Source organism: Streptomyces sp. NPDC057424 (assembly GCF_042803315.1).
Taxonomy (GTDB): domain Bacteria; phylum Actinomycetota; class Actinomycetes; order Streptomycetales; family Streptomycetaceae; genus Streptomyces.
The window spans coordinates 157,557-180,097 of the sequence record NZ_JBHVCP010000006.1 but is presented as its reverse complement, the minus strand read 5'-3'; the positions used below and the strand labels follow the sequence as shown (position 1 = coordinate 180,097).

19 protein-coding genes and 2 pseudogenes are annotated in these 22,541 nt (G+C 71.5%); 13 read left to right on the top strand and 8 right to left on the bottom strand.

What is annotated here, in order from left to right; genetic code table 11:
* The first annotated feature begins 9 nt into the window (after positions 1-9).
* Both ACFU3E_RS08500 and ACFU3E_RS08495 read left to right on the top strand, forming a co-directional pair.
* Complete coding sequence (locus ACFU3E_RS08500) at positions 10-834, top strand: Scr1 family TA system antitoxin-like transcriptional regulator (RefSeq protein ID WP_384153963.1); 825 nt, start codon at positions 10-12, stop codon at positions 832-834.
* Positions 821-1,021, top strand: coding sequence for a DUF397 domain-containing protein (locus tag ACFU3E_RS08495; RefSeq protein ID WP_384153961.1), 201 nt, complete (start codon positions 821-823; stop codon positions 1,019-1,021). The genes ACFU3E_RS08500 and ACFU3E_RS08495 overlap by 14 nt, the downstream gene beginning before the upstream one ends.
* On the opposite strand, the gene ACFU3E_RS08490 is transcribed toward ACFU3E_RS08495, so the two are convergent.
* Complete coding sequence (locus tag ACFU3E_RS08490) at positions 1,018-1,413, bottom strand: MerR family transcriptional regulator (RefSeq protein ID WP_384153959.1); 396 nt, start codon at positions 1,411-1,413, stop codon at positions 1,018-1,020. The genes ACFU3E_RS08495 and ACFU3E_RS08490 overlap by 4 nt on opposite strands.
* A gap of 50 nt (positions 1,414-1,463) precedes the next feature.
* On the opposite strand from ACFU3E_RS08490, the gene ACFU3E_RS08485 reads away from it, so the two are divergent.
* The gene (locus ACFU3E_RS08485; RefSeq protein ID WP_384153957.1) at positions 1,464-2,348 is read left to right on the top strand and encodes an NAD(P)-dependent oxidoreductase; all 885 of its coding nucleotides are present in this window, start codon (positions 1,464-1,466) and stop codon (positions 2,346-2,348) included.
* A gap of 283 nt (positions 2,349-2,631) precedes the next feature.
* Here the strand turns inward: ACFU3E_RS08485 and ACFU3E_RS08480 are convergent, their stop codons facing one another.
* A complete protein-coding gene (locus tag ACFU3E_RS08480; protein WP_384153955.1) occupies positions 2,632-3,435 on the bottom strand; it encodes a sugar phosphate isomerase/epimerase family protein in 804 nt (267 codons plus the stop codon).
* Between the two features lie 44 nt (positions 3,436-3,479).
* Positions 3,480-4,203, bottom strand: a pseudogene (locus ACFU3E_RS08475) (GNAT family N-acetyltransferase); the annotation flags it as partial.
* A 109-nt stretch (positions 4,204-4,312) separates the two neighbouring features.
* On the opposite strand from ACFU3E_RS08475, the gene ACFU3E_RS08470 reads away from it, so the two are divergent.
* Positions 4,313-4,885 (top strand): dihydrofolate reductase family protein, encoded by a 573-nt coding sequence (locus ACFU3E_RS08470; protein WP_384153953.1) that lies wholly within the window; start codon positions 4,313-4,315, stop codon positions 4,883-4,885.
* A 366-nt stretch (positions 4,886-5,251) separates the two neighbouring features.
* On the opposite strand, the gene ACFU3E_RS08465 is transcribed toward ACFU3E_RS08470, so the two are convergent.
* Positions 5,252-6,301: a LacI family DNA-binding transcriptional regulator gene (locus tag ACFU3E_RS08465; RefSeq protein ID WP_384153951.1), complete on the bottom strand. Its 1,050-nt coding sequence runs from the start codon at positions 6,299-6,301 to the stop codon at positions 5,252-5,254.
* Between the two features lie 338 nt (positions 6,302-6,639).
* Between ACFU3E_RS08465 and ACFU3E_RS08460 the strand changes: the two genes are divergently transcribed.
* The 6 genes and pseudogenes from ACFU3E_RS08460 to ACFU3E_RS08435 all read left to right on the top strand — a co-directional run bounded on the left by ACFU3E_RS08460 (position 6,640) and on the right by ACFU3E_RS08435 (position 13,175).
* Positions 6,640-7,791, top strand: coding sequence for a Gfo/Idh/MocA family protein (locus tag ACFU3E_RS08460; protein ID WP_384153949.1), 1,152 nt, complete (start codon positions 6,640-6,642; stop codon positions 7,789-7,791).
* Positions 7,788-8,939, top strand: a complete 1,152-nt coding sequence (locus ACFU3E_RS08455; protein ID WP_384153947.1) for a dihydrodipicolinate synthase family protein — start codon at positions 7,788-7,790, stop codon at positions 8,937-8,939. The genes ACFU3E_RS08460 and ACFU3E_RS08455 overlap by 4 nt, the downstream gene beginning before the upstream one ends.
* 32 nt (positions 8,940-8,971) lie before the next feature.
* Positions 8,972-9,769: a sugar phosphate isomerase/epimerase family protein gene (locus tag ACFU3E_RS08450; protein ID WP_384153945.1), complete on the top strand. Its 798-nt coding sequence runs from the start codon at positions 8,972-8,974 to the stop codon at positions 9,767-9,769.
* 313 nt (positions 9,770-10,082) lie between these two features.
* Positions 10,083-10,233: pseudogene (locus ACFU3E_RS08445) on the top strand (LysR family transcriptional regulator); the annotation flags it as partial.
* Positions 10,234-10,564: 331 nt separating this feature from the next.
* Entirely contained in the window at positions 10,565-12,397 is a 1,833-nt protein-coding gene (locus tag ACFU3E_RS08440; protein ID WP_384153943.1) for a glycoside hydrolase family 3 protein, read from the top strand.
* A gap of 112 nt (positions 12,398-12,509) precedes the next feature.
* Positions 12,510-13,175, top strand: a complete 666-nt coding sequence (locus tag ACFU3E_RS08435; protein WP_384153941.1) for a hypothetical protein — start codon at positions 12,510-12,512, stop codon at positions 13,173-13,175.
* A gap of 83 nt (positions 13,176-13,258) precedes the next feature.
* Here the strand turns inward: ACFU3E_RS08435 and ACFU3E_RS08430 are convergent, their stop codons facing one another.
* The 4 genes from ACFU3E_RS08430 to ACFU3E_RS08415 form a co-directional block, all read right to left on the bottom strand.
* Complete coding sequence (locus ACFU3E_RS08430) at positions 13,259-14,686, bottom strand: S28 family serine protease (protein ID WP_384153939.1); 1,428 nt, start codon at positions 14,684-14,686, stop codon at positions 13,259-13,261.
* Positions 14,687-14,804: 118 nt separating this feature from the next.
* Complete coding sequence (locus ACFU3E_RS08425) at positions 14,805-15,197, bottom strand: hypothetical protein (RefSeq protein WP_384153937.1); 393 nt, start codon at positions 15,195-15,197, stop codon at positions 14,805-14,807.
* Positions 15,198-15,309: 112 nt separating this feature from the next.
* The gene (locus ACFU3E_RS08420; protein WP_384153934.1) at positions 15,310-19,029 is read right to left on the bottom strand and encodes an ABC transporter ATP-binding protein; all 3,720 of its coding nucleotides are present in this window, start codon (positions 19,027-19,029) and stop codon (positions 15,310-15,312) included.
* Positions 19,030-19,319: 290 nt separating this feature from the next.
* The gene (locus tag ACFU3E_RS08415) at positions 19,320-20,171 is read right to left on the bottom strand and encodes a serine hydrolase (protein WP_384153932.1); all 852 of its coding nucleotides are present in this window, start codon (positions 20,169-20,171) and stop codon (positions 19,320-19,322) included.
* 501 nt (positions 20,172-20,672) lie between these two features.
* On the opposite strand from ACFU3E_RS08415, the gene ACFU3E_RS08410 reads away from it, so the two are divergent.
* The 3 genes from ACFU3E_RS08410 (at position 20,673) to ACFU3E_RS08400 (ending at position 22,537) form a co-directional block, all read left to right on the top strand.
* Positions 20,673-21,023, top strand: a complete 351-nt coding sequence (locus ACFU3E_RS08410) for a hypothetical protein (RefSeq protein ID WP_384153931.1) — start codon at positions 20,673-20,675, stop codon at positions 21,021-21,023.
* A gap of 144 nt (positions 21,024-21,167) precedes the next feature.
* Positions 21,168-21,755: a hypothetical protein gene (locus ACFU3E_RS08405; protein WP_384153929.1), complete on the top strand. Its 588-nt coding sequence runs from the start codon at positions 21,168-21,170 to the stop codon at positions 21,753-21,755.
* Between the two features lie 179 nt (positions 21,756-21,934).
* Entirely contained in the window at positions 21,935-22,537 is a 603-nt protein-coding gene (locus ACFU3E_RS08400) for a hypothetical protein (protein ID WP_384153927.1), read from the top strand.
* Positions 22,538-22,541 lie beyond the last annotated feature (4 nt).

Sequence of the window (22,541 nt, the reverse complement as noted above, 5' to 3'; positions counted from 1 at the left end):
AGTTGGCCGATGGACGAACGTCGTACGCCTCGAACGCTGCGGGAGAAGTACGGGGAGGAGCTGAGGCTACGGCGGAACGCGGCGCGCCTCACCCAGGAGGAACTGGGGGATCAGGTCGTCTGCTCGCCCACGTTGATCAGCCACTTCGAGGCTGGGAGGCGCCTTCCGAAGCCGGATGACGCGCAGCGCCTCGACCGGGCGCTGGGGACGGACGGATTCTTCGCGCGGTGGCTGGACGATCTGGAGAACAAGTACGACCCCCGCTTCGCTGCCGCCGCCGAACTGGAGCGACACGCAACGCTGATCCAGCAGTTCGCGCTCACATTGGTCCCCGGCCTGCTTCAGACGCCCGACTACGCCAGGGCCGTGTTCGCGGCCTACCGCCCCACCACCACAGACCAGGAACTTGACAGGAAGGTTGTCATTCGAACAGAGCGTGCCCGAATTCTTGACGGACCGTCGGCTCCGGTCATCTGGACGCTTCTCGACGAGGCCGTGCTGCGACGCGCTGTGGGTGGCTCGCAGGTCATGGCGGAACAACTGCACAAGATCGCGGACTTGGCCGGGTCGCGACGGATTCGGCTGCACGTCCTGCCGTACCGCGTCGGTGCGCATCCGCTCATGGAGAGCCTGCTCACCCTGATGAGCTTTGAGGATTCCGCCCCGGTGGCATACGTCGACGCGTTCGAGACCGGACGTCTGATGGACGATCCGGCGCTGGTGAGGGCCTGCCAGACCGCCTACGCTCTGGCTCTGAGTGACGCGTTGTCGCAGCAGGAGTCACTGGCCCTCGTCAGATCGGCAGCAGAGGATCACGCACATGATCAGCAGTGAGTACACCGGGTGGTTCAAGTCCAGCTACAGCGGCGGTAGTCAAGCTGAGTGCCTCGAAGTCGCCCCCGGCCGCCCCGACGTCCCCGTGCGGGACAGCAAGACCGCCCACGGCCCCGCCCTGGTCTTCTCGCAGCGCGGCTGGGCGGCGTTCGTCACCGCCGTCAAGGACGGGCACGTCAGGGGCTAAGCAGGCAGCGTGAGCCCCAAAGGCGGGTAGCTCTCGCCGCCCACGCGTTCGGCCGCCTCGATGTAGTCGGCCAGGGCGTCCCGGGACTGGGCGAGGCTCGCCAGCCGGTCGTCCAGCCGCCGCAGCCGCGACCTCATCGCGGCCAGCAACTCGGGGCATCCGACCAGCGCCGGGGCCTCCCCCGTCGCACAGGGCAGCAGGTACGCGATGTCCTCCGAGGACAGTCCGGCGCCGAGCAGGTGGCGGATCTGCTTCACCCGCAGCAGGGCGCTCTCGTCGTACTCGCGGTAGCCGTTCGCTCCGCGGGCCGGCTCCAGCAGGCCCTGGGACTCGTAGTACCGCAGCTGATGGGCGTTGACGCCCGTCCGTCGGCTCAGTTCCCCGATCCGCATCGACAACCTCACTTGACCTTCACACCGGTATCAACGTTGACGATGCTGCCATGGACGAAATCACCCCAACACCCGTGACAGTCATCGGACTCGGCCTGATGGGCCAGGCACTCGCCGGGGCGTTCCTGAAGGCAGGGCACCCCACGATCGTGTGGAACCGTACGGCCGGCAAGGCCGACCGGCTGGTGGCCGAGGGCGCGCGGCCGGCCCCGACCGTCGGCGACGCGATCGAGTCCGGTCGCCTGACGGTCGTCTGTGTCACCGACTACCGAGCCGTGCGCGAGGCACTCGGCACGAGCGATGTCGAGCTGAGCGGCACGACGCTGATCAACCTGACCTCGGGCGACTCGGGCCAGGCGCGGGAAACCGCCCGGTGGGCGGAAGCGCGAGGTGCCCGCTATCTGGACGGCGCCGTCATGGCCATCCCGTCGACCATCGGTACCTCTGACGCGGTGATCCTCCAGAGCGGGGCGCGCTCGGACTTCGACGCGCACGAGTCGGCACTCGGCGCGCTCGGCACCGTCACCTACCTCGGTGCGGACCACGGGCTGGCGTCGCTGTACGACGCGGCCGGACTGGCGATGATGTGGAGCGTGCTGAACGCCTGGCTCCAGGGCACGGCCCTGCTCAGGACGGCGGGGGTCGACGCCGGGACGTACGCACCGTTCGCGCGGCACATCGCCGCCGGTGTCGCCGACTGGCTGCCCGGGTACGCCGAGCAGATCGACAGGGGTTCGTTCCCGGCCGAGGTGTCGGCGCTGGAGACCGACGCGCGGGCGATGGCGCATCTGATCGAGGAGAGCGAGGCGGTGGGCGTCAACGCCGAGCTGCCGAGGCTGATCAAGGCGATGGCCGATCGTGCGATCGCCGCCGGGCACGGCAAGGAGCAGTATCCGGTGCTGATCGAGGAGTTCGGCAGGCCCGGAGACCGCTGACCGATCCCGGGGCGTCGGTTCCTCACCGGCCGGAATGCGACGTCACCCCTGACCGGCAGAGGTGACGTCGCGGACCTGCCAGCCACCCGCGGGGACGACTGCCGGAGTGAGCGGGACGCGCTGTTTCACCGCCTCCTTCCAGGCGACCATCTCGACCGGCGCACTGCTCGGGGGCGTCGTCCTGGACCGCACCTCACCGTCTGCGGTCAGCTGCTCGGCGGGTGCACCGCGCTGCTCGTGGTCCTGGCTGTGGGGGTCGCCCGATCCACCGAGGGCTGAGACGTCACGCCGAGTCGTTCAGCAGCCGGCTCAGGTGCTCACTCCCGGGTCCCAGCAGGTCGGGCAGGGGCGGTGCCTCCTCGTACCAGCGCTTCTCGTACTCCCAGCACAGCCAGCCGTCCCAGCCGTGGCGGGAGAGGATCTCCACGCATTCGGCCAGGGGCAGGACGCCCTCGCCGAGGGGCAGGGGGGTGGTGTCGTCGGCGGAGCGGATGTCCTTGACCTGGACGTAGCCGAGGTGCGGGGAGAGTGCCGCGTAGGTCTCGGAGGGCTGTTCGCCGCCGAGCCAGGTGTGCATCACGTCCCAGAGGGCGCCGACCTGGCGGTGCCCGACGAGGCCGAGGATCCGCATCGCGTCGGCGGCGGTGCGGTGCGAGTCGTGGGTTTCGAGGAGGATGCGTACGCCCAGGTCATTGGCGTGTTCGGCGGCCGTGCCCAGGCGTCGGGCGGCCGTCGCGTCGGCCTCTTCGGGGGTCTGCACGTCGAGGTCGCCGCCCGGGAAGACCCGGACGTACGGGGCGCCCAGGTCGTGGGCCAGGTCCAGGAGGGCACGGATCTCGGCCAGGACGGGCTCGTCGTCGCCCGGCGCGGCGACCTGTGCATAGCCCGCCAGGCCCAGGAGCTCTACGCCCGCTCCCTTGAACTCGGCCGCGACGTCCGCCCGTTCGGCGGGGCCGAGGCCGGTGTGGACCGGTTCCTCGGGGTGGGTGCGCAGTTCCACGCCGTGATAGCCGTGGGCGGCCGCGAGCCGCAGGACGTCGGGCAGGGGCAGGCCGGGGACACCGAGGGTGGAGAACGCCAGCTTCATGTTGACGGACCCTACCCGGCACTCCCGCGGGCGACTCTCCTTCGTCACTCGGGTGTTGCGTGAAGATCCGGTCGCCAGTCCTGGCCGGTCGGATCCTGACCGAAGGAACGGTGCGGTTTCTCCGCGACCAGCACGAAACCGTGGCGCCGGTAGATGCGGCGGGCCACGGTGAGGATGTCGTCGGTCCACAGGACGACCTCGCGGTAGCCGGCCTCGCGCGCGAAGTCGACGAGCGCTCCGACGAGCCGGTCGCCGATGCCCAGGCCGCGGGAGTCCGGCTCGACCAGCAGGAGCCGCAGACGGGCGGCGCCGGGGGCGTCGTCCCGTACGCACATCACGCACCCCACCGGCCGGCCAGCCAGCTCGGCGATCCACGTCCGCTCCGGGCGCGGGTCGTGGTCCTCGCCGTAGTCGGCGGCGATCCTCGCCACCAGCCCCTCGTAGTCGGCGTCGAAGCCGTACTCGGCCGCGTACAGCGCGGCGTTGCGCTGCACGATCCAGCCGAGGTCGCCGGGGGCGGGCTCGCGCAGGACGACGTCCTGGGGGCGGGGGGCCCGGCCGTCGCCCAGGAGCGTCCGGACGGTCCGCATGGCTTCCGCCAGCCGTGGCCGGTCCTCGGCCCGGACCGTCCAGCATCGCTCCGACCGTCTCCCGTGCCCGCTCGTCGAGCAGCGCGGCGGCCTCCCGGCCGGGCGCGGTGAGCGTGATGCGGCGGCGCGGATCCGTGTCGGACGGGCCGCGCTCGACCTGCCCGTCCTCCTCGAACTGACATTCGTGCCCAGGCGCGAGACGATCCGGACGGGAGACGGCCGATGAGTTTCTCCGTGCTCCGCAGTCAGAAGAAGAGAACCCGACACGAGATACCGAGGATCCCAGGATGCGTACTCTGATCAGCACCGCTTTCATCTCGCTCGACGGCGTCGTGGAGGCCCCGGGCGGCGAGCCCGGTTACCGGAACTCCGGGTGGACCTTCAAGGACGTCGAGTTCCTTCCCGAGGCGTTCGAGATCAAGGGACGGGAGCAGAAGGAAGCCACGGCGATGATGATGGGCCGCACCAGCTATGAGGCGTTCAGTCCGGTGTGGCCCGACATGGAGGATTTCGCCGACTACAAGGTGATGCCGAAGTACGTCGTCTCCACGACCCTCACCGAGGACCACCTGGTGTCGAACTGGGGGGAGACGACGATCCTGCGCTCGCTCGACGACGTCGCCGCGCTGAAGGAGACCGAGGGCGGCCCGATCATCGTCCACGGCAGCGCCTCCCTCAACCAGGCCCTTTCGGACGCCGGCCTGATCGATCGCTACCATCTGCTCGTCTTCCCGCTCCTGCTCGGGGCGGGCAAGCGGCTCTTCAGCGCTACGGACAAGGACACCCAGAAGCTGCGGCTCGTCGAGCACGAGGCCTATGCCAACGGGCTGCAGAAGAACGTCTTCGACGTCGTCCGCTGACGAGGCCCCCGCACGCGTCCTGCCGTCGCGTTCCCGGACATGGCGCTCGCCGGAGGGGCCGGCCCGGCGGGTGTGGGACCACGTGAGGACGAGGCCGTTCAGGCCGAGGCGCGGCGTGCCGGCCGAAACAGGGGATGCCGGCCGAGGCGGGGCGTGCCGGCCGAAACAGGGGATGCCGACCGAAGTAGGGCGCGGGACGGCCGAAGCAGGGGCCTTCCGGCCGGAGCAGGGGCGTGCGTGCCCGCGGCACGCCGACCCCACGCCCTCAAGCCACAGCGCCCGCACCCCAGCACCAGCCACGAGCCCCCTCACGCCCCAGCACCCACACCCCGGCACCGACCCCGAGCCCTCTCAGGCCCCAGCACCTCAAGAAGACCGCGGCACCCCGGAGGACCCCCGCACCATCAGCTCCCCGCGCACCGAGGCGATGCCCCCGGGCGGTGCCTCCTCGCGGCCCATGGCGATCCGCCCGGCCCGGGCCCCGGCCTCAGCCAGCGGCAGCCGCACCGTCGTCAGCGAGGGCACCGCGTCGATGCTGAACGGCAGATCGTCGAACCCCGCCACCGACACGTCCTCCGGAATCCGCAGGTCCGAGTCGCGCAACGCGGCGCACGCCCCGAGCGCGACGGAGTCGTTCGCCGCGACGACCGCCGTCAGCGACGGATCACGCCGCAGCAGCTCCAGCGTCGCCTCGTAGCCGGACGTCCGGTCGTAGCGCCCGTGCACCGTCCACCGCGGGTCCTCCTCGATCCCGTGCGCGGCCAGTGCGGCCCGGTGCCCCTCCAGCCGGTGCCGCGTGGTCGTCCGCTCCTCCGGGCCCGCGATGTAGCCGAGCCGCCGGTGCCCGAGCCCGATGAGGTGCTCGGTCAGCTCCTGTCCGCCACCGCGGTTGTCGAAGGTCAGCGCGATCGCCCCGGTCTCCGGCGCCGGCGGCCGTCCGCACAGCACGACCCGCGTCCCGGCCTCCGTCAGTCTCCGCACCTTCGCGTCCATCGCGGCCTGGTGCGGAGCGTCCTCGATCGCCCCGCCGGTCAGTACCACGGCGGCGGCCCGCTGCCGTTGCAGCAGCGTGAGGTAGGTCAACTCCCGCTCCGGGGATCCGCCCGTGTTGCAGACCACCGCGAGCCTCTCCCCGCCCGCTCGGCCGCCCGGCCCGCCGATCTCGGACTGGATCGCGCTCGCCATGATCCCGAAGAACGGGTCGGCGATGTCGTTCACCAGGATCCCGACCAGGTCGGAGGTGGCGGCGGCCAGGGCGCTCGCGGGCCCGTTGAGCACGTAGTCCAGCTCGTCCACGGCCTTCAGCACCCGCTCGCGGGTGGAGGCCGCCACGGGGTAGTTCCCGTTCAGCACGCGCGACACCGTCGCGGGCGAGACCTGCGCGCGGGCCGCCACGTCCGCCAGGGTCACCGTCATCTCGTCGTCCTCCGGTCGCGCATCTCGTCTCGTCTCCGCCCTCGTACACACCCAGACCACCGGCCATGGTTCCGAGCGGATCAGCAGGTCGACCGCCTCTGCCCCGACGAACTCATGGCCAAGGTTCCGAGCAGACCTTAAGCCCCCGGCTCCGGGTTGTTCGCCCCCTCGAACAACTCGTCCTGGTCACGGTCTTGTCCAGACCGCGGTTCAGAGGCTAGCTTCTCCGTATATAGAAAGCGCTTGCTGCAACGCTCACCAGTCCACGGTGGCTCACCGGGCCGCCCGTGAAGGGTGGGGCGTACGCGGCGCGGCGACCGCGTACGAAAGGGAACGACGTGACACGCAAGACGGTACGAATCGCCATGAACGGCGTGACCGGGCGCATGGGCTACCGCCAGCACCTGGTCCGCTCCATCCTCGCCCTCCGCGAGCAGGGCGGCCTCGACCTCGGCGACGGCACCGTGCTGTGGCCCGAGCCGATCCTGGTCGGCCGCCGTGAGCACGCGCTGAAGGCGCTGGCCGAGCAGCACGGGCTGGAGCACGTCTCGACGGACCTGGACGCGGTCCTCGCCGACGAGACGGTGGACATCTACTTCGACGCGCAGGTCACCTCCGCCCGCGAAGAGGCGCTGAAGAAGGCCATCGCGGCCGGCAAGCACATCTACACCGAGAAGCCGACCGCCACCGGCCTCGACGGCGCCCTGGACCTCGCCCGGCTGGCGAACGCGGCCGGCATCAAGCACGGCGTCGTCCAGGACAAGCTCTTCCTCCCGGGCCTGCTGAAGCTGAAGCGCCTGATCGACGGCGGCTTCTTCGGCAGGATCCTGTCCGTGCGCGGCGAGTTCGGCTACTGGGTCTTCGAGGGCGACTGGCAGACCGCCCAGCGCCCGTCCTGGAACTACCGTGCCGAGGACGGCGGCGGCATCGTCGTCGACATGTTCCCGCACTGGGAGTACGTGCTGCACGAGCTGTTCGGCCGGGTGAAGTCCGTCCAGGCGCTCACCGCCACGCACATCCCGCAGCGCTGGGACGAGAACGACAAGCCCTACGACGCCACGGCCGACGACGCCGCCTACGGCGTCTTCGAGCTGGAGGGCGGCGCGATCGCCCAGATCAACTCCTCCTGGGCCGTCCGCGTCAACCGGGACGAACTGGTGGAGTTCCAGGTGGACGGCACCGAGGGCTCCGCCGTGGCGGGTCTGCGCAACTGCCGTGTCCAGCACCGCAGCGCCACCCCCAAGCCGGTCTGGAACCCGGACATCCCCGCCACGGAGGTCTTCCGCGACCAGTGGCAGGAGGTCCCGGACAACACCGAGTTCGACAACGGCTTCAAGGCCCAGTGGGAGCTGTTCCTGCGGCACGTCTACGCCGACGCCCCCTACCACTGGGACCTGCTGGCCGGTGCCCGCGGTGTGCAGCTCGCCGAGCTGGGCCTGAAGTCCTCGGCCGAGGGCCGCCGTCTCGACGTCCCGGAGATCGCGCTGTGACCATCCGACTCCCCGGTGCCGGCGGGGCGTTGCGGACCTACGAGCCCCGCACCGAGCCCCTGGCCGTGACCCCCGGCACGCCCTTCACCTCCCGCACGGTCTTCTCGGCGGCGCACGTCGTCGCCGACCCGTTCGCGGACGTCTCCCCCGACTCGCCCGCCGCGGTCGACTGGGACGCCACCCTCGCCTTCCGCCGCCACCTGTGGTCCCACGGACTGGGCGTCGCCGAGGCCATGGACACCGCCCAGCGCGGCATGGGCCTGGACTGGGCGTGCGCGGCGGAACTGATCCGCCGGTCGGCGGCCGAGGCCAAGGCGGCCGGCGGCCGTATCGCCTGCGGTGTGGGCACCGACCAGATCGCCGCCGGTTCGCTCGCGGAGGTCCGCGCGGCCTACGAGGAGCAGCTCGCGGTCGTCGAGGAGTCCGGCGCGCAGGCCATCCTGATGGCGTCCCGGGCGCTCGCGGCGGCGGCCTCCGGCCCCGAGGACTACCTGGAGGTCTACGGCCACCTGCTGCGCCAGTCCGCCGAGCCGGTGGTGCTGCACTGGCTGGGCCCGATGTTCGACCCGGCGCTGGAGGGCTACTGGGGCTCGTCCGACCTGGACGCGGCGACGGACACGTTCCTGGACGTGATCGCCGCGCACCCCGACAAGGTCGACGGCATCAAGGTCTCCCTGCTGGACGCCCAGCGCGAGATCGACATCCGGCGCCGCCTCCCGCGGGGCGTGCGCTGCTACACGGGCGACGACTTCAACTACCCCGAGCTGATCGCGGGTGACGAGCAGGGCTTCAGCCACGCGCTGCTCGGCATCTTCGACCCGCTGGGTCCGCTGGCGGCGGAGGCGGTCCGGGTCCTGGACACCGGTAACGTGCAGGGCTTCCGCGATCTGCTGGACCCCACGGTCGGGCTCTCCCGGCACCTCTTCCAGACCCCGACCCGCTTCTACAAGACGGGGGTGGTGTTCCTGGCCTGGCTGGCGGGCCACCAGTCGCACTTCACGATGGTCGGCGGCCTGCAGTCGGCGCGCTCGCTGCCGCACTTCGCGACGGCGTACGAACTGGCCGACGGACTGGGGCTGTTCCCCGACCCGAAGCTGGCGGAGGAACGGATGAAGACGCTGCTGAGCGTGTACGGGGTGAACCAGTGAGCGGGGCGCCGGCACGCTTCTCCATCAACCAGATGACGGTGAAGCAGCTGTCGTTGCCGGAACTGGTCGACGGCTGCGCCCTGCTGGGCATCCGCAACGTGGGGCTCTGGCGCGAGCCGGTCCGGGCGCACGGCCTGGAGGCCACGGCCAAGCTGGTCCGGGACGCGGGTCTGACGGTGACGACGTTGTGCCGGGGCGGCTTCTTCACGGCGATCGACCCGCGGGAGCGGGCCGAGGCCCTGGCCGACAACCGCCGCGCGATCGACGAGGCGGCGACGCTGGGCACGGACACGCTGGTCCTGGTCTCGGGCGGTCTCCCCGCGGGCTCCAAGGACCTGCACGGCGCCCGTGAACGCATCGCGGAGGCCCTGTCGGAACTGGGCCCGTACGCGGAGCGGCACGGCGTCCGCCTGGCCATCGAGCCGCTGCACCCCATGTACGCCTCGGACCGCTGCGTGGTGTCGACCCTGGCCCAGGCCCTGGACCTCGCCGAACGCTTCCCGGCGCACCAGGTCGGCGTCACGGTCGACACGTACCACATCTGGTGGGACGACACCGCCCCCGCGCAGATCGCCCGGGCGGGCGCGGGCGGCCGCATCCACACCTTCCAGCTCGCCGACTGGACGACTCCCCTCCCGGAGGGTGTTCTCACCGGGCGCGGCCAGATCGGCGACGGGTCGATCGACATGCGGGAGTGGCAGGGTTACGTGGAGGCGGCCGGCTACACCGGCGCCATCGAGGTGGAGCTGTTCAACGACGTCCTGTGGGCTCGGGACGGCCAGGAGGTCCTGGCCGAGACGGTGCAGAGGTACGCGGAACACACCCGCTGACCCCGTCCCGGCCCCCACCCACTGCCCTGCCCCACGGACCCCCGGGGCGGGGCGGCGGTGTGTCCGGGCCGTCCCTGGCGCTCCGGATGCACCCGCCCGGGATGCTGGTCGAGGCGTCCTGGGAGCGGCCGTCGGGGCCGGAGTCACCGCGGGTGTGGTGCGGCGCGGTGTGAGGGACGTCAGCGCCAGCCCGCCCACCGGCAGCGCCGCGCACCACCGCAGCGGCCTCATCGGCTCGTCCAGGAACAGGACCGGGAACGCCGACGACATGCCGAACACGGACCAGGAGGGAGAACGGCGCCACCGGGGAGGCGGGGTGGTGGAGGTGCCGCTCGATCCGATGCCGGTGCGGCGGCTGTACGCGCTGTGGCGGACGGGGGGCGGCGCGGCGTCCGGCCATCGCGGAATGCGTACGGGCGTTCGGCGAGCAGTGGCCGGACGTGGCGGCTCAGCCGCCCCGTTGAGCACCTGGTTCACCGTGCGTACCGACTTCCGGAAATTAGGGCGGAGCCGGGAACCCGGGGCGGACCGTGCCCGTCCAATCGCAGGCCGCCGGAGAGTCACCACGGTGCGGTGTCGGCCCTCGCCACTGGCTGCGATCGCTGACCACCCTCTCCGCCGTACCGCGGCCGGCGGCACCGCCGCCATCGGCGCGCCCCCCTCCAACCGCGCCGGTGGCGGCCTCTTCGCGGTGAGTGCGTGTTCCCTTGACCGGCAGAAACTTCCCGGATATTGGTGACCTCTTGGAAGTTTCCTTCAGCGGATCCGAGCGGATCACCTCCGGAAGGAGCGCACGTGCACGACACCGGCACGGGAAACACGGGAAACACGGCACAGCCCTCCAGACGTACCGTCCTCGCCGCCACGGCCGGCGTCACCGCCGCCCTCGCGGCCGCCGGGCCCGCGCACGCCGCCGCCCCGCACGACAGCCGGCTGCGCGCTCTCATCTCCCGCATGACGCTCCAGGAGAAGGTCGGCCAGCTCTTCGTGATGCGGGTCTACGGCCACTCCGCCACCGCCCCCGACCAGGCCGACATCGACGCCAACCTCGAGGAGATCGGGGTCCGTACGGCCGCCGAGCTGGTCGCGAGGTACCGGGTCGGCGGCATCATCTACTTCGCCTGGGCGCACAACACCCGCGATCCGCACCAGATCGCCGCTCTGTCCAACGGCATCCAGAGGGCCTCCCTTCAGCTGCCGCGCGGCCTGCCGGTGCTCATCTCCACCGACCAGGAGCACGGCATCGTCGCCCGGGTGGGCGAGCCCGCGACGCTCTTCCCGGGGGCCATGGCCGTCGGGGCGGGCGGGTCGCGGTCCGACGCCCGTGCGCTCGGCCGGATCGCTGGCGCCGAGCTGCGGGCGATGGGGATCCGGCAGGACTACTCCCCGGTGGCCGACGTGAACGTCAACCCGGCCAACCCGGTCATCGGCGTACGGTCCTTCGGTGCCGATCCGCGGGCGGTGTCCGCGCTGGTGGCCGCCGAGGTCGCCGGGTACCAGGGGGCGGGGGTGGCCGCGACCGCCAAGCACTTCCCCGGGCACGGGGACACCAACGTCGACAGCCATACCGGCTTCCCCACCATCACGCACAGCCGCGAGCTGTGGGAGAAGCTGGACGCACCGCCGTTCCGGGCGGCGATCGCCGCCGGCATCGACTCGATCATGACCGCGCACCTGATGGTCCCGGCCCTCGACGACTCCGGCGACCCGGCGACCCTCTCCCGTCCCATCCTCACCGGCATCCTGCGCGAACACCTCGGCTACGACGGGGTCGTGGTCACCGACTCCCTCGGCATGGAGGGCGTACGGAGCAAGTACGGCGACGACCGGGTGCCGGTGCTCGCGCTGAAGGCGGGCGTGGACCAGTTGCTCAACCCGCCCGATCTCGACCTCGCCTGGAACGCCGTCCTGACCGCCGTGCGCGAGGGCGAGCTCACCGAGGCCCGGCTCGACACGTCGATCCTGCGGGTGCTGCGGCTGAAGTCCCGGCTGGGGCTGTTCCGTTCGCCGTACGTCAGTCGGAGCGGTGTGGACCGGACCGTCGGCACCCGGTCGCACCTGGCGGCGGCCGGCCGGATCGCCGACCGGACGACCACGCTGCTCGTCAACGAGGGGCGGCTGCTGCCCCTGTCGCGGCGCCGTCACCCCAAGGTGCTGGTGGTCGGCGCGGACCCGGCCTCGCCGTCCGGCACGACGGGACCGCCCACGGGCGTGCTCGCGGGCGCCCTGAGCGAACTGGGCTTCGCGGCCACGGCCCTGTCGACCGGCACCGCCCCCTCCGCGGCGGCCATCGCGGAGGCGGTCGCGGCGGCGCGGAACGCGGACGCGGTGGTGGCCGCCACGTACAACGTGACGGCGAGCAGCAGCCAGAGGGCGCTGGTGGAGCAGCTCATGGCGACCGGGAGGCCGGTCGTGGCGGTGGCGATCCGCAACCCGTACGACGTGGCCCGGCTGCCGTCCGTGCCGGCCTGCCTGGCCTCGTACTCCTGGACCGACGTCGAACTGCGGGCCGCCGCACGGGTGATCGCCGGGCGGGTGAAGCCGCGCGGGAAGCTGCCGGTGCCGGTGCAGCGGGCGGATGATCCGGAGCAGGTGCTGTACCCCATCGGGTACGGGCTGTCGTACTAGACGTACGCCACGGACCGGGCGCACCACCCCCACCGTGCGCAAACCGCCCCGTCTGCCTGGCGTGCGCCCGCGACGGCGGTCACGCTGGGCGAGCACACTCGGGGGGTCGGCGATGCGTGGGAGAAGTTTCGTGGGGGTGGTCTGCGGACTGGTGGTGCTGCTCGGCACACTGCTGGCGGGCTGCCAGAGTCCGTCGGGAGGCGTGGCGGAGGACGGGCGGCTGGGCGGGCAGGCGACCGGGAGGGCCGGCAGGACCGCCACGGTGTCACCGGTGCCGACCCGGCCGTCCGGGTACGGCGCGGTGTTCCTCGCGGTCGGCGAGTGCAGTTCGTTCGGCACGACGAGCTTCACCGAGGTGGCGTGCGCCGGTGAGCGGGCGGCGGCCCGGGTCGTGGCCCGGCACGACGGCACGGTGCGGGACGGGCCGCGCTGCCCGGACACCACCGACTTCGTGCTGCACATCAGCGAGCAGCGGCCCTTCTCCGACGAGGACGGCGACGGGGCGGTGCCGCAGGGCTACGCCTGTATGCGCAACCTCCAGCCGCCGCACCCCGGTGATCCCGGCGGCGGGGGCGGGCCCCGCACGATCGTCGGCGACTGCGTCTTCGACTCGGGCGACGGACAGGTCCGCGAGACCGCCTGCGACGGCACGGGCGAGCGAAAGCCGCAGTACAAGGTGGTCCGGGCGGTCACCGCGCGGACCGACTGCCCCGGCCCGACGGCCCTGTACGTCCGGCTGGGCGGGAAGCGGCCGGTGGGGTGCGCCCGGCCGCTGTGAAACGGCCGGGCGCACCTGCGGCGTGCCTCAGAGGGCCTTTCACCATGCCCGCCCAGGTCGCGCGCTCATGGTGAAAGAACCCCTTACGGGCGCAGCGTCATCTCACGCCGGGTGTCCCGCTTGTCGAGCTTGGCGTCGAACTTCGCCAGCGGCTTCGCCGCCTGCGGGTCCGCCTGCACCGAACCGGAGGCGACACCGGCCCAGTCCAGGATGCGGGCGGTGGCGAGGGCCTTCTGCTCGGGCACGAGGCCCGCGATGTTCGCGCCGTGGTTCATGCCGGGGGCGGTCATGACGTAGGAGTCCTTCGCGCCCTTGCCGACGCGGAAGGGCTCCGCGCTCCACGGGTCGTTCTGTCCGTTGACGAACAGCATGTGGCGGGCGTTGTGACGGACCCAGGTGTCGATGTCCCGCATCGCCGACGGCTGGAACTTCATGGGGATGTCCCGGGGGACGAAGTTACGCGGTGGCTGGTAGCCGTAGCGGATGTACCGCTTCTCGACGTGCGGGAAGCGGATGGTCGGCGCGCCGAGCTGGGTGCCGGCCTGGTAGTAGTACGGCGTGTAGGTCGTGAGGCCCTGGTCGGCGTAGGCGGAGAAGCCGGCGATCGTGTCGACGGAGTCCCAGATCTCGTCGTCCGTGGCGTTCTTGGCGTCGGCCGGGATCTGGTCGCAGTCGGACAGCAGGCTGTACTGCCAGAAGCCCCACACGTAGTCGAGGACGGTCGCCTCGAAGGCCTTGTCGAGGCTGCCGATGGTGTTGAAGGTGAGGCCGTTGTCCTGTGCGAAGGCCGCGTACTTCTTCTCCAGCGGCTCGCGGCGCACCAGCGCCTCGCGCTGCACACCGTTCAGCCGGTCGCGGCACTCCTTGGTGCCGACGCGGGCGAAGAAGCGGTCGTAGGCCGAGTCCTCCTTGTTCACCACGTCGTTGGGGGCGACGTAGGCGACGACGCCGTCCATGTCCCGCGGGTAGAAGCGCTCGTAGTAGGTGGCGGTCATGCCGCCCTTCGAACCGCCCGTGGAGATCCACTTCTTGCTGTAGATGCTCTTCAGGGCCTTGAAGACGCGGTGCTGGTCGCCGGCGGCCTGCCAGATGTCCAGCTTGGACCAGTCGGCCGGGGTGGGCCGGGACGGGGTGAAGAAGCGGTACTCCAGGGAGACCTGGTTGCCGTCCACGATCTGGGTGGGTTCGCTGCGGCGGGGCGTCGTGGAGACGTTGTAGCCGCTGGTGAAGAACACCGTCGGGCGCGAGACGTCCTTGTGCAGCACGGTGATGCGCTGCTGGAACGTGCCCTTGGACGGCTTCCGGTGGTCGACCGGCTGAGTGTAGTTCAGGACGAAGAAGCGGTAACCGGTGTACGGCTTCTCCTCGACCAGGCTCATGCCCGGTATGGAGAGCAGCCTCTCCTTGATGTCGGTGGTGCCGGCGGCGTCGGCGGCGGTGGCCGCTCCCGCCGTGCCCAGTGTGCCTATGAGCACCGTGAGCGCCAGCAGCCATCTGAGCGCCTTGCGCATGCGCACTCCCCTGTGAGACAGATGTGCGCCGGAAGCTAGCGGACCAACTCACCGGAGCACCAGGGGACATAGGGAAAACCCTGTGCGCGGGCGGCGTGTCGCCAGGGGGTGCGGAACGTCAGCAGAGGATCCAGCGGGAGCTGAACTTGCCTCTGCCGACCTGGCCCTTGAGCCAGACGCAGCGGCGCCCCGCGTGCACGGTCACCGGGCCCGCGCGGTAGGCGTACTTGCCCTCGTCGACGACGGGCCGGTTGCCGCGCGCCTGCACGCTCACCGACATCTTGCGCTTGGCACCGGGCTTCTTTGTGAGGGTGACGGCGCAGACGTAGCCGCCGCGCTTGTAGACGAGCACCGTCCCGGTGGAGAAGGGCAGGGTGCGGACCTTGCGGCCGGGGCAGAGCGCGGCGGTGGCGGCCTGCGCGTCGGTCGGCGCCGCGACGGCGAGCAGCCCGGAGGCGGTCAGCACGGCCAGCCCGAGCGCGAGCCGCCGGCGTATCGCTCCACTGTGCACTGTCGTCCTCCCGTACCGCGCCGTCCGCGACCTTCGGCGTACGCACGTACGGACGCATGACGTATGTCGGACGGTTGCGCGGGCGGGACGAAAGCGCCGCCCCCGGACACGCTCAGCGGGCCGCGCCGACCGGCTCCTCCGGCTCGGCGGCGCCGATGAACGTGCGCCACAGCTCGGCGTACCGGCCGCCGCGGGCGAGCAGCTCCTCGTGCGTGCCGTCCTCAGCGACCCGGCCGTGGTCCATGACGACGACCCGGTCGGCGCGGGCGGCGGTGGTGAGGCGGTGGGCCACGACGAGGGTGGTGCGGCGGCCCGCGAGGCGGTCGGTGGCCTGGTTGACCTGGGCCTCGGTGGCCAGGTCCAGGGCGGCCGTGGCCTCGTCGAGCAGCAGGACGTCCGGGTCGACCAGCTCGGCGCGGGCCAGCGCGATCAGCTGGCGCTGCCCGGCGGACAGGTTGCGGCCGCGCTCGGCGACCTCGTGGAGGTAGCCGCCCTCCAGCGTGGCGATCATGTCGTGCGCGCCGACCGCGCGGGCCGCCGCCTCGACCTCGGCGTCGGAGGCGTCCGGGCGGCCGTAGGCGATGGCGTCGCGGACGGTGCCCTGGAAGAGGTACGCCTCCTGCGGGACGACCCCCAGACGGTGCCGGTACGAGGTCAGGTCGAGGGCCCGCAGGTCGGTGCCGTCGACGGTGACCCGGCCGCCGGTGGGGTCGTAGAAGCGGGCCACGAGCTTGACGAGGGTCGACTTGCCCGCGCCGGTCTCGCCGACGAAGGCGACGGTCTGCCCGGCCGGGATGCGCAGGTCGACCCCGCCCAGGGCTTCTTCGTCGTCACCGTAGGCGAAGTGCACGCCGTCGAAGGCGATCTCGCCGCGCAGGGACCGGACCTCGAGGGGCTCGTCGGCGGACTTCGTCGACGTCGGCTCCTGGAGCAGCTCCTGGATGCGGCCGAGCGAGACGGACGCCTGCTGGTAGCCGTCGAAGACCTGGGAGAGCTGCTGCACGGGCGCGAAGAACAGGTCGATGTAGAGCAGGTACGCCACCAGTGAGCCGATCGCCAGTGTCCCGGCGTCGACCCGGGCGCCGCCCACGATGAGTACGGCCGCCGCGGCCACCGACGACAGGAACTGCACGAACGGGAAGTACACCGAGATCAGCCACTGGCCCCGGATGCGGGCCTGGCGGTAGCTGTCGCTGCGCTCGGCGAACCGCCGCCCGCCGTCCCGCTCGCGCCGGAAGGCCTGCACGATCCGCAGCCCGGACACCGACTCCTGCAGGTCGGCGTTGACCACCGACACGCGTTCGCGGGCCAGCTCGTACGCCTTCACGCTCGCGCGGCGGAAGAAGTACGTGGCGATGATCAGCGGCGGCAGCGTGGCGAAGACGACCAGCGCCAGCTCCACGTCGATGACCAGCAGGGCGACCATGATCCCGAAGAAGGTGACGACCGAGACGAAGGCCGTGACCAGGCCCGTCTGGAGGAACGTCGACAGCGCGTCGACGTCGGTCGTCATCCGGGTCATGATCCGTCCGGTCAGCTCACGCTCGTAGTAGTCGAGCCCCAGGCGCTGGAGCTGGGAGAAGATCTTCAGCCGGAGCGAGTAGAGCACCCGCTCGCCGGTACGCCCGGTCATCCGGGTCTCGCCGATCTGCGCCGCCCACTGCACGGCCACCGTCAGCAGCCCGAGCAGGGCCGCCGCCCACACGGCGCCGAGCGCGGCCTGCGTGACGCCCGAGTCGATGCCGTGCCGGATCAGCACGGGCAGCAGCAGGCCCATGCCCGCGTCGGTGGCGACCAGGGCGAGGCTGACCAGCAGCGGCAGCCCGAAGCCGCGCAGCAGCCGGCGCAGGCCGTAGGACGCCTCGGGCTGGACGGCCTTCGACTCGTCGATATCCGGCACGTCGGTCGCCGGGGGCAGCGCCCCGACCTGGGCGAGCAGCTCGGGGGTGGCGGGGCTCTCGGTGAGGGCGGCGTCCTTGCGGTCGCGGTCGCCGGTCCACAGCCTCGGGGTGACCCCGCGCTCGGCGTCGTACTCCGCGTCCAGCTCGTCCCGGACGGAGGTGTCCTCCTGGGGGCCGGCCGGCTGAGTGTGGCCCGGGGACACCGCGCCCAGCTCGTCCGGGTCGGTGAGCAGGCGCCGGTACAGGGCGGAGCGCCGCTGCAGTTCCTCGTGGGTGCCGATGTCGGCGAGGCGGCCGCCGTCCAGGACGGCGATGCGGTCGGCGAGGTTCAGGGTGGAGCGGCGGTGGGCGATCAGCAGGGTCGTCCGGCCCTGCATGACCCCCTTCAGGGCCCCGTGGATCTCGTGCTCGACGCGGGCGTCGACGGCGGAGGTGGCGTCGTCCAGGACCAGCAGGCGAGGGTCGCTGAGGATGGCGCGGGCGAGGGCGACGCGCTGGCGCTGACCGCCGGAGAGGGTGAGGCCGTGCTCGCCGACGGTGGTGTCGTAGCCCTCGGGCAGCTCCCTGATGAAACGGTCCGCCTGGGCGGCGCGGGCGGCCTTCTCGATCTCCTCCTGGGTGGCGTCCGGGCGGCCGTAGGCGATGTTGCTGCGGACCGTGTCGGAGAACAGGAACGAGTCCTCCGGGACCAGCCCGATCGCCGCCCGCAGCGACTGCAGACTCAGCTCCCGCACGTCGTGCCCGCCGACCAGGACGGCCCCGCGGGTGACGTCGTAGAAGCGGGGCAGGAGGAGGGACACGGTGGACTTGCCGGAGCCGGAGGAACCGACGACGGCGAGGGTCTCGCCGGGACGGATCTCGAAGGTCAGGCCGTCGAGGACAGGGCGGTCGTCGGCGTAGCCGAAGGAGACGTCGTCGAACTCGACCGTCGCGGGGGCGCCGGCGGGCAGGTCCTTGCGGCCGTCCTCGATCGACGGCTCGGTGTCGATCAGCTCCAGGACGCGGTCGGTGCCGGCGCGGGCCTGCTGGCCCACGGTGAGGACCACGGCGAGCATGCGGACCGGGCCGACGAGCTGGGCGAGGTAGGTGGAGAAGGCGACGAACGTGCCGAGCGTGATGTGCCCGCGCACCGCGAGCCAGCCGCCGAGGGCCAGCATCGCGACCTGGCCGAGTGCGGGGACGGCCTGCAGGGCCGGGGTGTAGAGGGAGTTCAGGCGGATGGTGCGCAGCCGTCCGGCGAACAGCCGGCGGCCGACCTCCCTGAGCTTGCCGGTCTCCTGCTCCTCCTGCCCGAAGCCCTTCACCACGCGTACGCCGCTGACGGCGCCGTCGACCACGCCCGCGACGGCGGCGGCCTGGGCCTGGGCGTACCAGGTGGAGGGGTGCAGCCGGGTCCGGCTGCGCTTGGCGATCCACCAGATGCTGGGCGCGACGGCCAGGGCGACCAGGGTGAGCGGCCAGGACAGCGACGCCATGATCACCAGGGAGATCAGGAACAGCAGGAAGTTCCCGATGGTCATCGGGAGCATGAAGAGCAGGCCCTGGATCAGCTGGAGGTCGCTGGTCGCACGGCCGATCACCTGGCCGGTGGACAGCTCGTCCTGGCGGCGGCCGTCGAGCCGGGTGATCGTGCCGTACATCTCCGTCCGCAGGTCGTGCTGGACGTCGAGGGCGAGGCGGCCGCCGTAGTAGCGGCGGATGTAGGTGAGGACGTAGACGACCAGCGCGGCGGCGACGAGGAGGCCGGCCCAGGTGGTCATGTCCCTGGTGTGGTCGCTGATGACGTCGTCGATGATCACCTTGGTGATCAGCGGGACGAGGGCCATGACGGCCATGCCGGCGAGGGAGGAGCCGAGAGCGAGCACGACGTCCTTCGGGTGGCGCCACGCGTAGGCCCACAGTCGTCGTGCCCATCCCCGTTTCGGTGTCACGCCGGTGCCCTCCAGTCGTCGTCCTGAGCTGCCGGAAGGCACAAACGTGCGCGGGGGCGGATTTCATCCCGTCGTGACAGATTCCGCGGGTGGACGGCCTGATGCCGTCACTCCCGGTGACGGGATGGGCGCCGGGTGAAGGTCGGCTGTTCCGGTGAGTCCGCCGCCCGGACAGCTACCTGACCCGACTTGTAACCGTTTGCCCGGATATGGAAAACATCCTTCCCCCCGTCCTCTTCGCCCTGCTCGCCTTCGTCAGGAGGTTCCTGGATCTCGGCTAGGCCACCCCGTCAGCTCGCCGCCAGATCCTTGTGGATGACCTTGGCCACGGCCTGGATGGTGGCGATGCCGTAGTTCATCGTGCTGTTGCCGTGGGTCAGCACCGTCATCACGTAGTCGTGGCCGCCGCCCTTGAACGCGCCGACGCTGTGCACCCGCCACCCGTGCGTGGAGCGCTGCAGCCAGCCGTTCTTGACGGTCACGGTGACGCCTGAGGGCACTCCGTACGGGGTGCCCCAGCGCTGGGACGAGACGACCTGGCCCATCAGCTTGAGGATGTAGGCGCGGGAGTTGTCGCTCAGGACCGCGTTCTTGGCGGTGAGGAGCTTCAGCAGCTTCTGCTCGTCGGTGACGGTGATCTGGGTGAGGCCCCAGTAGCCGTTCGCGCCGGGCTTGGTCTGCGTCATGCCGGCGGCCTTGAGGAAGTTCTTGATCTTCGTCATGCCGAGCTGCTTCCACAGGGTGGAGGTCGCCGCGTTGTCCGACTTGGTGATCATCGCCTTGGCGAGGGTGTTCTCACGGTCGGTGAGATACCGGTTCGTCTTCTTCGCGTCCCACAGCAGCGTGGCGAGGACGGTGACCTTGACGACGCTGGCCGAGTCGTAGGCGGAACTCGCGCGCAGGGTGCAGGTCGTGTTCGTGCTGCGGTCGTAGAGGCCGACGGCGACCGTGCCCTTGCGGGTGGCCAGCGCGGCGGTGATGTCCTTCTTCAGCTTGGCGGCCAGCCCGGCCTTGGCGGACGTGCAGGTCACGGCCGGAGCGGCGGCGGCGGCGGGCGTGGCGGCGGCGGCGAGCGGCACGAGGACGCCCGTACCCACGGCCGCCGCGAGCACTCTCGCGCGGCGGGATATCCCAGAAGTCATGCACCCCTTGACTCCCGGGCACGGGCGAAAGGTTGCACGAGCAGAGAAGACTTGTACGAGTCGTGACCGGGAACGGCCCGGTTTCACAGACGGCGGCCAGTTTCGGCACAGCGGCCTCACACCGCGGCTGCCCACCATGCTCGGGTGACATCTGCCACCGAAACCCAACTCCACGCCGCCTGGCCCCCTCCGGCCCCGCCCCAGGGCGGCGGGCCCGGGGGCGGGGGCGATGGCGGCCGGGGGTGCCGGGCGGGGGCTCGGATGGTCCCGGTGACGGCGCTCAGCAGGACGGCAACACCCAGACCGGGAACGGCTCTTCCGGGGGCGGAACGCCATCCGGCGGGCAGAGCGGCCCGGCTCCCGGAGGGGCAGGCGGCTCCGGCGGTACGCCCCCGAGCGGCACCGGCCCCGGGGGAGGCAGGGACGGCGGCATGGGCGGCGCGGACAGCGAGCTGATCGCGTACCTCAAAGCACCGGGACGGCGCCAAGTGGCTCCTGGGGGTGTCGAGTTCACAGAGTGCCGCCCAGCTCATCCTGAGCAGCGGGGAGCCCGTCGTCTCGATGTGGGGCTGGTCCCGCAGCGACAAGGCGATGACGCTCGCCCAGCTCGAGGAGCTGGTGAAGAGGGGCGAGCTGCACTACATCCAGCTCGGTGGCGGCATGGGCGGCGGCCCGGGCGACGGCTCGACCGTCAGCTCCGACGTCACGGCGTGGGTGGAGAAGCACGGCACGGCGCTGAAGGAGAGCGACTACAGCAACAGTACGAGTGCGGGCTCCAACTCCGGCTCCGGCTCCTCGACGCAGTCCGGTCAGTCGGCCGTCTACCGCCTGGACGCGTCCGACGTCAGCTGACCCGGCCCGACCGCGCACCGGCGAACGGCCCCGGCCTCCCGGTCCGGGTCCGTTCCCGCGTCCCCGATCATGGAGACCGGTGTCCGGCGAACGGTGAAGGGAAACGCAGCGGTGGCCTACTGCCTCGAGATGAGCACCGGCGACATGAGAACGGTGGTGCGGCTGCTCACGGCGGTGGAGCGGACCGAGCAGCAGAAGCGCACGCTCGCCCGGGTGCGCACGGAGTGCGAGCGGACCGACGCCCGCTTCCAGGAGCAGGGCATCGGCCTCGACGTCTCCATCAGCCAGGCCTTGGAGGAGCTGATCGACGGCACCCCGAGCACCGACCTCTGCCCCGCGTACAGCTATGCCTTCTACCAGGCCGTCGCGGCGCACTTCTCCGACCCGACGGACCTCGGCGCCTGGCGCCGCCCGGCGTGGTTCTACGCCATGGACGACGAACTGGCCCGGTACGGCGTACCGTCCGACCTGCTCCCGGGCACGTTCCTGTTCAGCGGTCCGCCGCTGCGGCTGCCCAACCCCGGCGACGCGGTGCCCGCGATCGGCACCCTGCCGGCCCAGCGGGCCGCCGCCCTGGCCGACGCCTACGTGTCGGTCCTCGGCCGCCTGGATCCCGAATTCCGCGGCGCGGCCCGCCGGTTCGCCGACGCCATGCGGTTCGAGGCGGAGGAGTGGGAGAGCGCGCGGAAGCTCGGGACGAACCCTGACACGCTGCTCTTCTGGTTCCACTGACCTCTGCCGGAACTCTTGACGCCGTCTTTCCCGCCGGGATACTTGCCGTCGACAGCGCGCCGACTGCCGTGTCGTTCAAGGGCTTTGTGTGGACGTCGGCGACACCTGTCCGAGATCCCGAACGTCGTGCGAAGTTTCGAAAGTTTCGTGACGACCGCCCCCCACCGGAGGATCCGCACATGAGCCCACGCAAGGCACTCATAGCCGCCCTGACCGCCGCACTGCTGGCCGGCCCGGGCGTCGCCCAGGCCGCCACTCCCCAGGCTCCGCCCGCCCCCGCCCGGGAACGCGCCGCGGCGGCCACCATCACCTGGTCCCTCGTCCGCGCGAGCAACCCCACCGCGGACCAGCGTTCGGCCTACGACCTCATCACCAAGGCCATGAACGCGGCGGTCGCCCGCTACAACAACCTCAGCGACCTGGGCAAGACCATCACCGTCCGCTACGAGCCGGGCGTCCCCACCGCCGACGGCAGCATGAACGGCACCATCCGCTTCGGCAGCAACCGCAGCTACATGAACGAGCGGACGGCCCTGCACGAGATCTCCCACACCATCGGCGTGGGACTGAGCGGGGGCTGGTCCCGCCTCGGCGGCAGCGGCACCTGGACCGGCGCGCAGGCCACCGCGCTCGTCAGGCAGTACGACGGCTCCGGTGCCAAGATCTCCACCGGTGGCGGCCACTTCTGGCCCTACGGCCTGAACTTCGACAACGAGTGGTCGGGCACGGCGGCCGACCGTCATGTCCGCATCGTCGCCGCGATGGTCCGCGACGGCCTGTAGCAGG

Excerpts from the sequence above, each read along its gene's own strand:
- ACFU3E_RS08500 (WP_384153963.1), top strand. The coding sequence starts at position 10 with ATGGACGAACGTCGTACGCCTCGAACGCTGCGGGAGAAGTACGGGGAG.
- ACFU3E_RS08495 (WP_384153961.1), top strand. The coding sequence starts at position 821 with ATGATCAGCAGTGAGTACACCGGGTGGTTCAAGTCCAGCTACAGCGGC.
- ACFU3E_RS08490 (WP_384153959.1), bottom strand. The coding sequence starts at position 1,413 with ATGCGGATCGGGGAACTGAGCCGACGGACGGGCGTCAACGCCCATCAG.
- ACFU3E_RS08485 (WP_384153957.1), top strand. The coding sequence starts at position 1,464 with ATGGACGAAATCACCCCAACACCCGTGACAGTCATCGGACTCGGCCTG.
- ACFU3E_RS08480 (WP_384153955.1), bottom strand. The coding sequence starts at position 3,435 with ATGAAGCTGGCGTTCTCCACCCTCGGTGTCCCCGGCCTGCCCCTGCCC.
- ACFU3E_RS08470 (WP_384153953.1), top strand. The coding sequence starts at position 4,313 with ATGCGTACTCTGATCAGCACCGCTTTCATCTCGCTCGACGGCGTCGTG.
- ACFU3E_RS08465 (WP_384153951.1), bottom strand. The coding sequence starts at position 6,301 with ATGACGGTGACCCTGGCGGACGTGGCGGCCCGCGCGCAGGTCTCGCCC.
- ACFU3E_RS08450 (WP_384153945.1), top strand. The coding sequence starts at position 8,972 with ATGACGGTGAAGCAGCTGTCGTTGCCGGAACTGGTCGACGGCTGCGCC.
- ACFU3E_RS08435 (WP_384153941.1), top strand. The coding sequence starts at position 12,510 with ATGCGTGGGAGAAGTTTCGTGGGGGTGGTCTGCGGACTGGTGGTGCTG.
- ACFU3E_RS08430 (WP_384153939.1), bottom strand. The coding sequence starts at position 14,686 with ATGCGCAAGGCGCTCAGATGGCTGCTGGCGCTCACGGTGCTCATAGGC.
- ACFU3E_RS08415 (WP_384153932.1), bottom strand. The coding sequence starts at position 20,171 with ATGACTTCTGGGATATCCCGCCGCGCGAGAGTGCTCGCGGCGGCCGTG.
- ACFU3E_RS08405 (WP_384153929.1), top strand. The coding sequence starts at position 21,168 with ATGAGAACGGTGGTGCGGCTGCTCACGGCGGTGGAGCGGACCGAGCAG.
- ACFU3E_RS08400 (WP_384153927.1), top strand. The coding sequence starts at position 21,935 with ATGAGCCCACGCAAGGCACTCATAGCCGCCCTGACCGCCGCACTGCTG.